Genomic DNA, 636 nt, shown 5'->3' with positions numbered 1-636 from the left:
GGCCAAGGCCTCCCGTTTTTTATGTATTCTGGGTGGTCGGGCGCCGTGCTAACCGACCAGATGGCTAGCGTTTAACTGACTAATGCCTAACTGACTAGATGGCTGGCGTCCTCTTCAGCCAGATAGGCGAGGTACTCCTGCCGTCCCACCCGCCAGCCATTGAGGCTGAGGGGCGCTGCAAAACCGGGGCCGTCCATCACCATGCTGTGATATTCCCCCTGCTCGCCGCTGGCATCGAAGCCCTTCGCGGCGGCGAGTTGTTGCAACTCGGCCAGGGTGGCTGCATCCAGCGTGCGCCCCACCCAGTTCGGTGCCAGAGTGCGGGTATCGACGCAGGAGAGGTGGGCCACAATCCCTCGTGCCTGCAACTGCTCAAGCAGGCTCTGGCGCGTCTGCTGCCAGAGCGGCTGATGCACGAAAAGGCCCAGCGGCCGGCAGCGGGCGCAGATCCAGTTGTCGCTGCCATCCACCCGGTCGATGTCGCCGGTGACCACCCCCTCGATATCCCATTCCCGCTGCAAATCGGCCAGCGCCTCTTCGTAGCCCTGCTCGAACGGCGCCGTGATGGTCACCACCCGGTGGGGCAGCCCCAGGGCCTCGGCCTGGCGCCGCACCAGGGGCAGGGGGTGGGCGAGG

General features: G+C 65.7%; 1 protein-coding gene. It reads right to left on the bottom strand.

The genetic code is table 11. The features are described 5' to 3' along the window. Nucleotides 1-86 precede the first annotated feature (86 nt). Nucleotides 87-636 (bottom strand): Dph6-related ATP pyrophosphatase (locus BN1137_RS14905; RefSeq protein ID WP_050719355.1); only part of this gene is annotated, 550 nt, incomplete at its 5' end.

Origin of the sequence: Aeromonas tecta, assembly GCF_000820185.1 — a bacterium.
Lineage (GTDB): Bacteria > Pseudomonadota > Gammaproteobacteria > Enterobacterales > Aeromonadaceae > Aeromonas > Aeromonas tecta.
This window is presented reverse-complemented; position numbering and strand designations above follow the sequence as displayed.